Source organism: Dorea sp. AM10-31 (genome assembly GCF_003435815.1).
GTDB lineage: Bacteria > Bacillota > Clostridia > Lachnospirales > Lachnospiraceae > Dorea_D > Dorea_D hominis.
In genome coordinates this window covers 69,042-83,481 of the sequence record NZ_QTUV01000006.1, presented here as the reverse complement: position 1 = coordinate 83,481, position 14,440 = coordinate 69,042, and the positions used below count along the sequence as shown (strand labels likewise).

The window sequence follows — 14,440 nt, the reverse complement described above, 5'->3', positions numbered from 1 at the left end:
CAATAAGAAAAGGAAGCAGAGCTATGACAGAAGATAAGAATAAATACATCTTATCGATTAATGGCATGAGTAAATCATTCGGTAGAAATAAAGTACTGAAGGGTATCAACATGAATGTGAAACCTGGAACCATTATGGGACTTATGGGTGAAAACGGTGCCGGAAAATCGACGATGATGAAATGTCTCTTTGGAACTTATCAGAAAGATGAGGGGACAATAATATTAGATGGCAAAGAAGTAAACTTCTCAGGACCGAAGGATGCACTGGAGAACGGTGTAGCGATGGTACATCAGGAGTTGAACCAGTGTCTTGAAAGAAGCGTTATTGACAATATGTTCCTTGGTCGATATCCAAAGAATTCACTTGGAGTTATCGACGAGGGAAGAATGAAAAAAGAAACAGCACAGTTGTTCAGAAAGCTTGGAATCACAGCAAACCTGACACAGCCTATGAAGAAGATGTCTGTATCTCAGAGACAGATGTGTGAGATTGCAAAAGCAATTTCTTATAATTCTAAGGTAATCGTTTTGGATGAGCCTACATCATCCCTGACAGCACCAGAGGTTGAAAAACTTTTCAAAATGATGCGTCAGCTGAAAGCACAGGGAATTTCCCTGATCTATATTTCACATAAGATGGACGAAATTTTCAATATCTGTGATGAGATCTCCGTACTGCGAGATGGTAGCCTTGTTATGACAAAAGAGAGCAAGGACACAGATATGAACGAATTGATTGCAGCCATGGTTGGTCGTTCTCTGGATAACAGATTCCCGCCTGTTGACAATGAACCGGGAGAAACCATTTTCTCTGTACAAAATCTTTCAACAAAGTATGCACCAAAACTTCAGAATATTTCCTTTGATATCAAAAAAGGAGAAATCTTTGGATTCTATGGTCTGGTTGGAGCCGGACGTACAGAACTTCTGGAAACTATTTTCGGAATACGTACAAGAGCAGAAGGAAATGTATTATACAACGGTAAAGTTATGAACTTTACATCACCTAAGGATGCAATGGACCACGGATTTGCTCTGATCACAGAGGAAAGAAAGGCCAACGGATTGTTCCTGAAAGGCGATATTACATTTAACACTACGATCGCGAACATGAATCATTACAAAAAAGGTATTGCATTATCACATGACAGAATGGTACGTGCAACTGCTGAGGAAATCAAGGTTATGCATACAAAATGTATGGGACCGGATGATATGATCTCAAACCTTTCCGGAGGAAACCAGCAGAAAGCGATCTTCGGAAAATGGCTAGAACGTTCACCACAGGTATTCATGATGGATGACCCGACCAGAGGTATCGACGTTGGTGCAAAATATGAAATTTACGAACTGATCATTAACATGGCAAAACAGGGAAAGACGATTATCGTTGTTTCCTCAGAGATGCCGGAGATCCTTGGTATTACAAACCGTATCGGAGTTATGTCCAACGGACGTCTCGCAGGTATTGTTAATACAAAGGAAACAGATCAGGAAGAATTATTGAGACTCAGTGCGAAGTATTTGTAACAGAGAGGAGTATTAGAAATGGCAGAAAAGAGCTTTATTATCTCGGCTGAAGAAGAAGCGAAACTTCTCCAACCGATTGATGAATATGTAGGTAAGATTCAGAAACAGATTGACGAATTGCGTATCGAAGGTACAGATAAAGTGAATACTTTAAAGAACCAGATCGCAATCGCAAAAGAAGATAAAAACTTAAGCAAAGAAGAGAGTTCTAAGATTATTGCTAACAGCAAGAAAGAGCTTGAAAAAGCAGTTGCTGTTGAAAATAAAAACAAAGCAACGATCAACAAGCTGATTGCTGACGCTGAAGGATATCTCGCTAAACATTATAATAACGACTATTATAATATCGTAGCTAAGAGCTGCGAAACTGAGATGAAGGACGAAGAGAGCAGATACGCTAAGGTTAAAATGAAACTTCAGGAAGAGCACAAGAAAAAAGTTGCAGCTCTGAAAGACTCTGAAGAGATTAAAGCTGAGAAATATGTATTAAAGAATCACCTCTTTGATGCGGAAATGACTCACGAGTCAAGAGTACAGGAAATCAAAGACAGAAAACATGATGCATATATGCACAAATTCCATTTGATCGACCTTCTGAGAATGTCTGAATTTACACTTTCTCAGCAGTATGCACAGAAGATTGAAAACTATAAATATTCTTTCAATGTAGCACAGTTCTTATACAAGAATGGTCTTTACATTGTAATCATTTTAATCTTCATCGCTCTGTGTATCATTACACCAATCGTAAAGAATACACAGTTATTTACAGCAACTAACATTTTGAATATTTTACAGCAGGCTTCACCTCGTATGTTCTTAGCACTTGGTGTTGCAGGACTGATCCTCTTAACAGGTACAGACCTTTCCGTAGGACGTATGGTTGGTATGGGTATGGTAACATCTACAATCATCATGCATAACGGAATCAACACAGGTACAGTATTCGGACATGTATTTGACTTCTCAAAGATGGCTCCGGTACCGAAAGCTTTATTAGCATTAGGCGTTTGTGTAATCCTGACAACTGTATTCTCTATGATCGCTGGATTCTTCATGGCAAGATTTAAGATGCATCCGTTCATTTCTACAATGGCGAACATGCTTATCATCTTCGGTCTTGTAACATACGCAACAAAAGGTGTTTCCTTCGGTGCGATTGATTCAGAGATTCCGAAAATGTTCATTCCACAGGCTGGAAGATTCCCGACAATCGTACTTTGGGCTGTAGCTGCAGTTGCAATCGTATGGTTCATCTGGAACAAAACAACATTTGGTAAAAACCTCTACGCTGTAGGTGGAAACCCGGAAGCAGCAGCAGTTTCTGGTATTTCCGTATTCAAAGTAACAATGGGAGCATTTATCCTTGCTGGTATCCTTTATGGATTTGGTTCATGGCTTGAGTGTAACCGTATGGTTGGTTCAGGTAGTGCAGCTTACGGACAAGGATGGGATATGGATGCCATTGCAGCCTGCGTAGTTGGTGGTGTATCATTTACTGGTGGTATCGGTAAGATTTCCGGAGTTGTAACTGGTGTACTTATCTTCACATCTCTTACATACTCTCTGACAATCCTTGGTATTGATACAAACCTTCAGTTCATCTTCGAAGGTATTATCATCCTTGCAGCCGTAACACTTGACTGTCTGAAATATGTCCAGAAGAAATAATTAAATTGTCCTTCCATTAAGTGGATGTACATAAAGGAAGCTGCCGCCCCGCGATTGAAAAATCGCGGGGCGGCAGCTTCCTTTTTTTTGTGTGCGTAGAGGGCTGATTGGTGTTGTCTTGCGGACACCAGTAACAACCCACAATCACACATCAAAAAACCCCGACCGCACCGGCCGGGGTTTTTCTTGCCCGAAATATATTCTACTTATTCAAAAAATGCTCTCTATTCGGATATTCCTCTCTAAAAGCAAGAAGTGCCGCTTCCTTAAGCAGTGCGAATTCTTTCTCCATACGAAGCATCCGCGGTGCCTTAAAAGCAATAATACTGACCTGCTCTGCAAGCTTCTTTGCAACGCCTTCGTCTGAAAGCTGTCCCATTCCAAATACGAGAGAAGTAAATCCTCTGCCTCCGCGGCTCACTTCAAAGTAACGCTTGAATGCATTCTGAAGTTCCGCCAGAAGTACTTCTTTGTACAGTTCATCCTGTAGTCTTACTACGGATACCCCCAATGTGGAAAGGATTTTTGCAGCCTGCTTTCTGCGCATGCCACCGATATCGATTGTCGTTGCCTCTGCCATGCCTTTTAATTCCACAAAGCCTCCGACAAATTCATCTTTTCTTGGTCTGCGTTTTCCATAGCGCACAACCCACAATTCTTTCCTGCATGCATTTCTTTTTGCTTCCTCACTCGCTTCCTCACCGGCTGCGTCTTCTCCATGCGCCTCCAGCATTTCCATTCGCTTCACCGGATCGGTTTCCTCATAAAACTGTGCTACCCATGTATTGTCCATTTTTCTATCCTTTCGCTCTCTTCTCACGCTATCTCACGCTATCTATCTTATTTTTCCTGACAATTTTTCCTAATAACTTCTCCGGACAATTTCTCCGGATAATTTCTCCGGACTATTTTTCCAAGAACTCATCTACATTCTCCTCATCTACCTGACGGTATTCAGAGACATAATATCTGCCGTCCGTCAGCTGGCTTCGATACTTGTTGTCCCCGCGAAATACTTCCACAGACAACTTCGCAAGCTCACTTGCCTGGTCTTCATTGTCGTTGTAGACAGTTCCTTGCATCTGGCCGTTCTTGATCGCATTCAGAGCATCCTCCAGCCCGTCAATTCCGAAAATCACCGGCCAATCATTTCCTCTGTATCCGGCCTTTCTGCAAGCCTCCACAGCGCCCAATGCCATCTCGTCGTTATTTGAAATAACAAGTTCGATTTCTTTGCCATATTGCTGGATGAGACGGGTCATTCGATTTTCCGCCTGCCCACGGTTCCAGTCTGCAAACTGATAGCTTAATTTTTCTAATTTCACATCGTGTTCGATCAGTGTCTTTACTGCATAGTCCGTTCGGCTAATGGCATCCTGGTGACCGGCCTCACCTTCTAAAAGAACATACTGTATCTTGCCATCTTTGTTCACATCCACCTCCGGATGATTTTTAAGGTAGTTTGCAACAATTTCACCTTGCATTACGCCAGACTGCTCTGCGTCACATCCGACATAATATAGTTTCTCCCACTGCATAATGTCTTCTTTTACCGGCTCACGGTTAAAGAAAATGATCGGTATACTTTCTTGTTTCGCCATCCTTATAATGCGGGATGGCGCTGTTCTGTCAACGAGATTTACACAAAGCACGTCACATCCAGCGTCGATCATTTCTTCTACGATCTCATTTTGATCCTGCTGGTTATCATCTCCATTTTTCACAGACACGATAATCTTAAAATCTTCGGATTCCATTTCCTTGAAATTCTCTTTCAATTTATCTGTCATAGCATTGATAAATGGATCATCCTGGGTGTACGTTACGACACCAACTCGAAGAATATTATTGGACTTCGGCTTTTCCTTTCCACATCCAGATGCGAGAAGGGTGAGCATTAATGTAACTGCGATCACACGTTTATACTTTCTGTTTCTTTCATTTCTTTTACTCATAGGAATACATGAACCTTTCCATATTGTCATCTAAAGAAAATATTGGTTTGCTAAATATCTTTATATCTGTCTCATGACCTTTGATTCGATAAAATCTGCGGTTCAGTTTCTGCGCAATCTCTTCTACGCTCTTGTAGCCGACGGAATAGGTATCCGGAACGATAAGGCCGTTGAGCACTCCGTCATCAAGCAAGACGATTGCCTTTTCACTGCTGCCAATTCCATATATTTCTGCCTTGCTGTATGTGCCTTGCTCCGATTTCTCGCCAAGCTCTTCCAACGCTTTCGAATCCAGCACGACTAGGGCGTCCACATCACTTTTCTGGGTTACACTTTCACAGATGTCCTGTCCTTTTTGACGGTAATAGCACCAGCTGACTTCATTTTCGGTATCTTTAAGCACGTCTTTCAAACCTTTGATCATCTGACGATTTGCCGCAGACTCTCGCCAGTCGGCTACAATTCCTACCGTCTTCTTCTTTTTGCCAATCTGCTTTCCTAATGTTGTACCGATTTTATAATAATCCGGCCCGATCACTGCACCAAGCGATTTTTTCGCCGATTCCGAAGTCGCTTTATTCTGAGACGCCCTGTCTGAAGATTGCCCATTAATCAACTGCGTTCCGTTATAAAATTCATCCATAATAAGAATATACGGGATGCCGGAGCACTGCTTTTTGATCATTTTTTCGGTGTCCGCACCCGGCGCCGGGCAAATGATAAATGCATCGATATCATTATTTTTCTGTTCATTTATGATTTCTTTTTCCGTCTCCGTACTGTCAATCTTATCCGTATTGCAGATGATCATATGAAGACCATTGATATCCGCCGCCTGCTTCAGGCCTTTTATAAGCGAATCCCAGCGGTTGTCACCCGATTCGGAGAGAATGACTGCCACTCGCTTCTCCGGCACATTTTTATCGAAAATCTTCAACACGAAAAACAATGCCAGCACAAGCAAAATCGTCTCCAGCACGAGGAAGGTTATTTTATTTTTTTTCATCTAAATTCCTCCCCTGCGTGTATTTTTGCATTTCCAGCATTTCCGCATTCTCAGGCGTATGCAAAATCGCCGGAATGTGGATTACAACTTTCGTTCCCTCATCCGGTTCGCTGTACACTTCCAGTCCATACTGCTCACCGAACATAAGCTTGATTCTCGAATGTACATTAATAACACCTACGCCGGAACCGTGCTTTGGAACTTTATTATTATTTGTCAAAATATTTTCCAACACTTCTTCGCGCATGCCCATTCCATTATCCTCAATGGAAATGTAAATGTCATCGCCTTTCTTCTCACCGCGCACGATGATCTTGCCGTCATCGTCCTCATCCATATTTCCAACGCCATAGTAAATTGCATTTTCCAAGATCGGCTGAATGACTAATTTTACAATGCAATATTTTTCAATCTCTTCATCAATCTGAAATTCCATCTTAAAACGCTCTTTATAGCGCACAAGCTGTATATTCATATAACTTCGGCTGTGCTGCAATTCATCCTTGATAGAAATAATTGTCTTTCCCCGGGACAAACTGACACGCAAAAGTTTCGCAAGCTCTGAAATCATAACGACAGCACCTTCATTTTTGTATGCCTCGATCATCCACGTGATCGACTCCAGCGTATTATAAAGAAAATGTGGATTGATCTGGCTCTGCAATGCATCCAGCTCGCTCTTTCTTCGCTCATTCTGCTGGCGGATGATCTCTTCCATCAAAGTCTCAATCTGCTCGTAAGACTTCTGAACGGAATATCCCAAATGTCGGATCTCCGTAGAACCTCCAATGTAAATGTCCGGTTTTCCACCGGCCTCATGGTCTTTTACGGACTCTTCCAGCTGGCGGATCGGTTTGGAAATCTTTCGGGAAACTAATCTATTTCCATAAAGGAGCATCATCAGAAGAATTGTGATCGTCGTAAATACATAGTAACGGAATCGATTGATGCTTGCAGTCTGCACACTCTCCGGCACAACACCGACAAGTTTCCATCCGGTATATGCAATACTTCCGACAACAATGCTTTCCCTATGGCCATCCGCATTGATGGAATACGTTCCATCTTCGTATTTGGCTGTTCCGACACTCTTTTCGTTAAAAAGCCCTCGGTCCATCTCTGCTCTTCTCGGATGGTAAATAATTTCTCCATCGCGGCTGATAAGATAATAGTAAATGCCTTCCGAAGAGTCATTGATCTGTTTTAACACATCCTCAATAACCGAATATTTCATATCCACTAAGAGGACACCACTTCGCGGCTTATCGCCGTCGTTGACATCCACATAGCGGCTCAGCGAAACAACTCGATGGAAACGGTAAGAACCATCCGCAAAAAGATTTTGGATATGCGGAACGGAGAAATGGATATTTTCAATTGCGTCCTCCGCATTCCGGTACCAGTCCTGCCTTGTTACGTCTATTTTCTTCTCCACCGATACCGGCTCAGAACTGATAAGTTTCCCATCACTTCCATACAGCGCCACGCTCTGCACCTTGTCCGAATTCGTTTCGTACAGAAGACTGAACTGCTCGGTAAATTCACGGCTGGAAATGTCAAATTCCTGAACGATATTGTAGTTCGCCGCATTGAAAATCTGACGCATATCCAAAAGGTCCGCATTTACACGGTCCACCATACTCTCTACGTTCGATTCTGTATTCGCAACCGCCATTCGATCAATGGCGAGCTTGAAACGGTGATAGAGCAAAAATCCCATAACAACGATCGTCACAACAGTGATCGCCATAAGCACCGACATGATGATCGACTGGATGTTGAATGTTATATTTTCTTTTGAAAATTTTCTCAATCTGTTTTTCACGCTATTCTATTCCCTTCACGTGCATTATTTTTTCGCAGATGCCCGGTATTTGGAAGGTGAAACACCAAATTTCTTCTTAAATACGTAACTGAAATAGTTCGCATCCAGGTACCCTACCTTCTCTGCGATCGTGTAACTCTTCTCATCTGTGTTAAGAACCAGGTCCTCTGCGATATCCATTCGGTAATCTGTCAGATAAGAAATAAAAGACTTTCCTACTTCTTTTTTGAAAATAGATGAAAAGTAAGAGTTCGACACACCAAGCTGTGCACACACTTCATCGAGCGAAATGTCGGCCTCCATATATCGGTCTTTCACAATGTTCTGGGCGTCTACGATCAGTCTTTTCGATGTATTATTTCTGGCATTCATAAGACAGTCGCTGATTGCCATAGACATATTGACCGTCCAGTTTGTAAGCAAGCTTTCATCCATCTGTGATACTTTTTCGTAAATATTTTGCGAATATCCGGAAATCTCATTGAAATCAAGCGAGTTATTTGTACAGAAGCGAACAAATCTGCTGACAATCTCTAATGTTGCCAGATTATGCTGGCTGATTGTCTCTGTATTTTTATAAATTTTCTCAATTTCCTTGTGTGCCATCTCCTTAATCTCTTCCGGATCACCGATACGGATCGCGCGAAGAAGCTCCTGCATGCTGATCTCTTCCGGCTGCGCTGTCTGCTTCTGCTCTTTTGGGACAATCTCTCCGATGTTGATGGCGCGCTTTGTACCATACAGCACACGATAAGAAATGGCATCTCTCGCCCCTTCATAAGAAATGCTGATGTCACGAAGGCTGTCACACACCGTTCCGATTCCTGCCGTAACGACTGCTCCCATAATTCGATAAGCCCAACGGCAGAATCTGTCGCAGGCATCTGTCACCTGTGCCATCTTCTCCTTTGAATCAAGTTCCAAAATAAGAAGCGTATTGCCCATGTAAATAAATTCCTTGCATTCCCACTCTTCTACGAGCCGGTCTTTGATCTCGCGCTCTACGGACATGGAAAGAAGCAACGGATCCATTCCATCCGGCACATGATTTGCAGAAGTATGAAAGATCACACAGCAAAAATGCGGTCCTTTCATATCAAGCTGATACGCCTGTAAAAACCGGTCATAATCCTCTTCACCAACTCTTCCTTCGATAAGCGAAATAAGAAAATTCGACTGCAGCTTCGGCAGTGCCTCCTGAAAGTAATTATTTAATTTCTTTACATTCAATTTTTCTTCTCGCTCTCGATCCAGTGTCTCTTTCAAGTCCTCAAGACTTGCAGACAGTTCTGTCGAGTTGATCGGCTTCAACATATATTCTTTGATTTCTAAATGCACCGCTTCCTTTGCATACTCAAATTCATCGAAACCGGTACAAATCATAATGTAAATATTCGGATAATCCTCGTTCAGTCTTCTCGCAAGCTGCAACCCGTTCATGTAAGGCATCTTAATGTCCGTAAGCACAACGTCCGGCTGGAGCTTCTCCACAAGCTCTAATGCTTTCACGCCGTTCGTTGCACTGCCCACAACCTTGAATCCAAGATCATTCCAATGAATCTTTTGCTCCATAATATCAATAACTTCCACTTCATCATCTACCAGAAGTACTTTATAACGCTCCATACTAATCCCCTTTACTTCCTTTGGTCATTCTGCCTTTTATTATAGCAGAATATGCCCTCGTGCAACATAGTTTTTATAGTTAATGATAATTTTGCCCGGGGGAGGCGCTGGCCCCCAAGACAACACCAATCAGCCCTCTACGCACACACAAAAAAGGAAGCTGCACTACCTGAACCAACCATACGGTTACACTCAATCATCATAGAGTTTCATCTTTTCCGAGGTCAACTGTCGGCTCTGTTTTTGCAATTCTGCGGTATTGATTTCTTTGTAGTCGCATTGCCTTTTGGAAGATACCCGTGACCAGGATGTCGGCAGTCTGGGCGAGCGTAATGTTTTGAATAAAATCTACAATGCTCTGGTGAAAAAATATAATCTGTCCACAAGCCTTGTTCTGTATGTTTTTGTGCATGATAAGAAAGAAAACTGATTCCACCGCATGGATCAGTTCTCTTTAAATAATGGCTACTTCATTTTTCTCTTTTTATATAATCCTACAATCAAAACAATTGTTTTGCTTGTTTTTCTCTTGCTTCTGCACTGGTATCTTGTAATGATATCCCTGAATCTTTAAAACCATTTTCCCAGACCAGCTCATCATTTTTCATGTATTGAATTGGAAATATCGAGAACTTTACTCCGGAAAGAGTCACTTCTTTATCCGAACTATTTCTCTCCTTGTAAATAATTTGAATGCTTCCTGTTCTGCTTCCTGCTTCTGCATGGATTGTTGAAATATCTATAAAACCACCGACAAGAAAAAGCATAACGAATAAAATAATGTGAATACTTTGGTGCTAAAATATAATCTGTATTTACTGATATCACGTTTTTCACATAAAGATGCTGTGCGATTATATGTAAAAAGGTGACTGTTCTTAATCAAAATAAAAATGGCGAAGTGCTTATCGTAACACTCCGCCGAAAGCCTCAAACGATAAAATCCAATTGACTTTAATGCCTTCTCTAGCCCCTTATCATACGATTATTATTGATCGTGTTTCTAAATGCATTACCATACCGATTTCAGTGTTCTCACACTCCATGTTGGGGAGTTATTAACGAAATCAAGTGCTTTCTTTGACTTAAATGAAAATTTAACCTTTTTAATTGTACTGTCTTTTACATTCTTATAAGTCTTTGTTGTTGATGCGTAAATCTTATTATCGACTCCAACTCCAACCTTCACTTTATAAGTTTTAAGCTTAAAAATACGATTGTTTACAACATATCCTGTAACTGTTACCTTGCCATTGTAATAACTCATTTCCCACGGTACAAACGTTGCTGTTGCATATGGCGTAATCGCATTTATATTCGGATTGATCCATCCTTGCCTCTTATACTTACTAGCAACCGGTTTCTTTGCCTTACTGGTCTTTGTAATCTTTGTATTCTTTGCGCAAACCGCTTTTACTTTATAAGAAGAAGTACTTGCTTTACTTCCACTATATACAAAGGTAATTCTTGTTTTTCCATTACTCTTAATTGTTTTAATCTTCTTATTTCCTTTGTATACATGCATAGTGGAAAGACCTTTACCCGCCTGTGTAGACGGTACATTTATTATAAGTTTTGCTTTTTTAGGTGCAAATTTAACACCTGAAACAGATGGTGTTTTAAAGCTTGCTGATTTCAATGTCCAATATTGGTTATCTATATATTCATATTCAGTTCCACTTGAATCTGTTCGTATAAGATGCACTGTATAATGCTTGGCCGTGCCAGGTTTTAATCCTGTAAGTTTAAAACTTCTCCGATAATTATTACTTCCTTTAATCACATATCTTTTAAAAAGTGATCCTTCTCCATTTTTTGTTGAGTAATTATAGACTTCTACGATATGTGCCGTAGCATAACTATAACTTGACGCATCAATGTAACCGATAAGCTGATCATATCGATCAGAACTCATTTGAACCTTGTAGTCCTTCGCCGCTACTGATTTAGTATATGCAGCCTGATCAAATATAACCTTATCACTATCCTTTAATGTAATTGCATCTCCTGCTTTTTTTGCTGATGCCGCATCTTTTGCAATTACAAGAACCATTCCTGTCTTATCACCAGTTATATCAATTTCTTTTGACTCCAAATCACGATATACAAGTGCTTTAATCTTGTTGGTAAAAGACCTACCATATATCATGCCGTCATCCTTATTATATGCCCATAAGGATTCACCCTGACCAGGTGCTTTTGTTGCTTCCATCTCTGCATTGATTTCTGAATATTCTTTTCCATTTGAAGACTTGACATTCCATGTGTACCTGTTTACTTTGCTAAATAAATTCTCAGCCTGTTCCGGCTCTTTAATAGTCGGTGCTGTCAATTCCCTTGCTTCAAAATCACGATATGGACCATACTCCTCAAGTTGAACATCCTTGCAAAGTTCATATTTAATCCAGAATTTTTCTCCTGGTTTTACATGTTTCCGATGTTCGCCCCTAATCTGATGAGTATGCACATATTTTCCTACGTCTATATTGCCACATTGTGAAGCAACATACTCTTTCCCGCTTGTACCATTCGTCCACGCAGTTAAATCATACTCTTGAATACCCAAAACATCATTTGGATAATATACCGACAAATCTACCGTTACATTAATATCAAATGTATTATCCCCACGATTGATATATTCAATCTTTTTCAACGGAGACTTTCTCGTCGGTGTATAATTTTGTGTGTACGTCTCAGCAGCTTTTACATTTGTCTCCCCGGCAAATGAAAAAAATACAATCGCCAGAAGTGTTGCAAGCACTACAAATAATTTACTCTGTCCTTGTCTTTTTGTTTTCATATCATCTACGCCTCCTTTGCATAATACTTTTCAGGATGATTTTCCACTCATCAGAAGACAATCATCCATTTTGTCTGATAATTCAAGCACAATATATTATTTGTAAATAAAGTATAACATATATATTTCTTTTTCACCCCGTCCTAAAGGACAGTATATAATCAATTTCGCAGGAAATTATTCATTGTAGCAATGGAGCCAAAAGTCACAAAACAACAAAACCGCAAGCAGCTTACGCCACTTGCGATTTTGTTGTTTTTCAGGTGTTTTTAGGAAGCGTTACTTCGCTTTGATCACTTTTTTAATCTGCGGTCCCTGACCATTGTTCTTGCTTAATCCTGTATTCATATAAATGTTCAGCTTCTTACCTGTCTGTGCTCCCTTTGGCAGCCATACAGTGTAGCTTGTCTTATTGCCTTTTGTCCATGTATCACCAATCCACATACCACCGATTTTCGGAACTTTCTTCTTCAAAGTAACTTTTACTTTGTATTTTGTCCATGTGTACGGTTTGTGATAAATCGGCGGATACCAGTAACCTCCACTCCAGTGTCCCGGAGATGTCCAGCCATTTACTTTTATCTTTTTCTTCTGTACGATCTTAATAGACTTCACAGCTGGTTTCACAGCAGATCCAGTCTTTACTGTCACTACATCAGACGGTGTACCGGTTGTTCCATTCGCATAAGCCTGTGTGCGGAACTTATAGGTTGTCAACGGCTTCAAATTCTTTATTTTCATCGCATCTGGGCAGTACATATAGTTTACCGTTTTTACTGTTGTCCATTTGCCACCTTTATAAATCTGAATTCTGGCATTTGTACCCATCATCTTTGCTGATCCTACAGTTACTTTTGCATAATTATGGTAAGCTATTACTTTCGGTTTTTTAAATTTCTCTGCCGGTACGTAGAGATTCGTTGTATAGGTTTTTCCATTCTTTGTCTTGAATGTAAGCCAGCTCTGTCTACCAGCTTTAATATTGTATACCGGAACTTCACTATGCGTAACTTTATTGCTGTTGTGCTTCCATGACTTTCCGGAAATATGATCATATACTTCTACAATCTTGTCATCGGAATTTGCAGGTACCGTCTCAGCAACAATCTTTATATTTCCTAACTGTGATTTTTTCACTTCTTTATGAGAGCATTTAATCTTCTCAGCCGAAATATAGTCATGTCCATTCAGATTAAAATCAAAAATTGCCGGGTAATAAGCACCATTACTTGTTGATATACATACATAATATGTTCCACGCGTTAACACCTTTGCTCCAGGCTCCCACGCCTCTTTGCCATTGTATTGTGAGGATCCTTCGCTATAGATTTGATTATTATTAGAGTCATAGACACGAATGAAAGTACGATTCTGTCCAAAATAAGTTGCTCTTTCTTTGTTAACAAGATGGAAGCTTGGATCAATCACTGCCCTGTCTGCAACATTAAACTTGTACCAGCGTTCATCTGTTCCCGTTCCTGTCAGACCTTCATAAAGACTGTACGGATGTCCGGATAACGGGATCTCATATGCTGTATCTTTTGTAAGACCAATCTCGTCTTCTTTGAATCCGATTTTTTGATCAATGTATTCTGCGCTGATAGTAATATCCGTATAAGCTGGTGCAGATGTTGTAAATTTCACTTCACAGGCCTTTTCTACCCACTGGCACGGATATAAATATAGTACATTTGCATCCTTTACTGCTGTAGCCATACGGCTAGCAACTTCATGACCGCCTATCCTTAATTCCGTATGGTAATTCCGTATAGGAACATTGTGCGAAAATGTTACTTTCATCGGCCTCTGTGTATTATTCGTTACTTCAATATGCTGCTCAAGCCCATCTGCTCTCTTAAATTGTACTATTTGTGATTCTTCAGATTTAAATTCCACTGAGTGAGTAAGCGATTCCGCTTTCGCTCCAATACCCGCAGTGAACCAGCCACCTACAACCAGGGCGCACAACAACAATCCTTTCATTAGATAGTTACATATTCGTCCCGATTTCCAGTTTCTCAT

Annotated in this window: 9 protein-coding genes; 2 read left to right on the top strand and 7 right to left on the bottom strand. The window is 40.6% G+C overall.

Features of this window, described 5'->3' with window-relative positions; translation table 11 throughout:
• Positions 1–23 precede the first annotated feature (23 nt).
• Positions 24–1,532, top strand: a complete 1,509-nt coding sequence (locus DW125_RS10020) for a sugar ABC transporter ATP-binding protein (RefSeq protein ID WP_117538047.1) — start codon at positions 24–26, stop codon at positions 1,530–1,532.
• Positions 1,533–1,550: 18 nt separating this feature from the next.
• On the top strand, positions 1,551–3,203 hold the full coding sequence (locus tag DW125_RS10015; RefSeq protein ID WP_117538046.1) for a galactose/methyl galactoside ABC transporter permease MglC: 1,653 nt from the start codon (positions 1,551–1,553) through the stop codon (positions 3,201–3,203).
• A 202-nt stretch (positions 3,204–3,405) separates the two neighbouring features.
• On the opposite strand, the gene DW125_RS10010 is transcribed toward DW125_RS10015, so the two are convergent.
• From DW125_RS10010 to DW125_RS09970, 7 genes are all read right to left on the bottom strand, one after another.
• Complete coding sequence (locus DW125_RS10010) at positions 3,406–3,996, bottom strand: DUF6553 family protein (protein WP_117538045.1); 591 nt, start codon at positions 3,994–3,996, stop codon at positions 3,406–3,408.
• Positions 3,997–4,108: 112 nt separating this feature from the next.
• Positions 4,109–5,158 (bottom strand): galactose ABC transporter substrate-binding protein, encoded by a 1,050-nt coding sequence (locus tag DW125_RS10005; protein WP_021860341.1) that lies wholly within the window; start codon positions 5,156–5,158, stop codon positions 4,109–4,111.
• Positions 5,151–6,164 (bottom strand): sugar ABC transporter substrate-binding protein, encoded by a 1,014-nt coding sequence (locus DW125_RS10000; protein ID WP_117538044.1) that lies wholly within the window; start codon positions 6,162–6,164, stop codon positions 5,151–5,153. The genes DW125_RS10005 and DW125_RS10000 overlap by 8 nt, the downstream gene beginning before the upstream one ends.
• Positions 6,151–7,926 carry a cache domain-containing sensor histidine kinase gene (locus DW125_RS09995; RefSeq protein WP_117538087.1) on the bottom strand — a complete coding sequence of 592 codons (1,776 nt, stop codon included), beginning with the start codon at positions 7,924–7,926 and terminating at the stop codon, positions 6,151–6,153. The genes DW125_RS10000 and DW125_RS09995 overlap by 14 nt, the downstream gene beginning before the upstream one ends.
• Before the next feature lie 87 nt (positions 7,927–8,013).
• Complete coding sequence (locus DW125_RS09990; protein WP_117538043.1) at positions 8,014–9,615, bottom strand: response regulator; 1,602 nt, start codon at positions 9,613–9,615, stop codon at positions 8,014–8,016.
• A 1,012-nt stretch (positions 9,616–10,627) separates the two neighbouring features.
• Positions 10,628–12,418 carry a hypothetical protein gene (locus tag DW125_RS09975; protein ID WP_117538041.1) on the bottom strand — a complete coding sequence of 597 codons (1,791 nt, stop codon included), beginning with the start codon at positions 12,416–12,418 and terminating at the stop codon, positions 10,628–10,630.
• 279 nt (positions 12,419–12,697) lie between these two features.
• Complete coding sequence (locus DW125_RS09970; RefSeq protein WP_117538040.1) at positions 12,698–14,440, bottom strand: fibronectin type III domain-containing protein; 1,743 nt, start codon at positions 14,438–14,440, stop codon at positions 12,698–12,700.